Consider the following 495-nt stretch of genomic DNA (forward strand, 5'->3'; position numbering starts at 1 on the left):
CACCACGGCCATCAGGGCCCGGTCCTCCAGCTTGGCGTCCTCGAACTCGCCGAGGAGGTTCCGCGAGGCCTCGCGGACGACCTCGCTCCGGCCGGTGTACCCGTGCTCGTCCGCGAACCGGTCGATCCGTTCGAGCAACTCCTCCGGCATGGACACGCTGACGACTGTCATATGTTAATCCACGCCCACGAAGTTGTTAATCCTTGAGGTCCGGGCCGCGGCGCTCCGCCCCTCGCCCGCCGACCCCGCTACCTTCTGTCGCCACCGTCGTCGGCGTCGTCGCCGCCGTCGTCGCCGTCGTCCCCGTCGCCGCCCTCGATCCGCTCGCCGAGCCAGTCGTAGTGGTCGAGCAGCGCGGCCTCGCCCGCGTCGGTGAGCGCGTACACGTCGGCGATCCCCTCCGTCCGGCGGTCGAGGTACCCGGCCTCGACGAGCGCGGAGAGCGTGCCGTAGAAGGACCCGGGGTCGATCCGCTCGTCGTAGTGGGATTCGAGC

Annotated in this window: 2 protein-coding genes; both read right to left on the bottom strand. The window is 70.3% G+C overall.

Going from position 1 to position 495, the window contains the following annotated elements:
• The coding region (locus D3D02_RS19145) for a CopG family ribbon-helix-helix protein (protein ID WP_121571370.1) at window positions 1–171 on the bottom strand (171 nt) is incomplete at its 3' end.
• Between the two features lie 77 nt (window positions 172–248).
• The coding region (locus D3D02_RS19150; RefSeq protein WP_121571369.1) for a helix-turn-helix transcriptional regulator at window positions 249–495 on the bottom strand (247 nt) is incomplete at its 5' end.

The sequence above is a fragment of the Halobellus sp. Atlit-38R genome (assembly GCF_003665925.1).
GTDB lineage: Archaea > Halobacteriota > Halobacteria > Halobacteriales > Haloferacaceae > Haloquadratum > Haloquadratum inordinatus.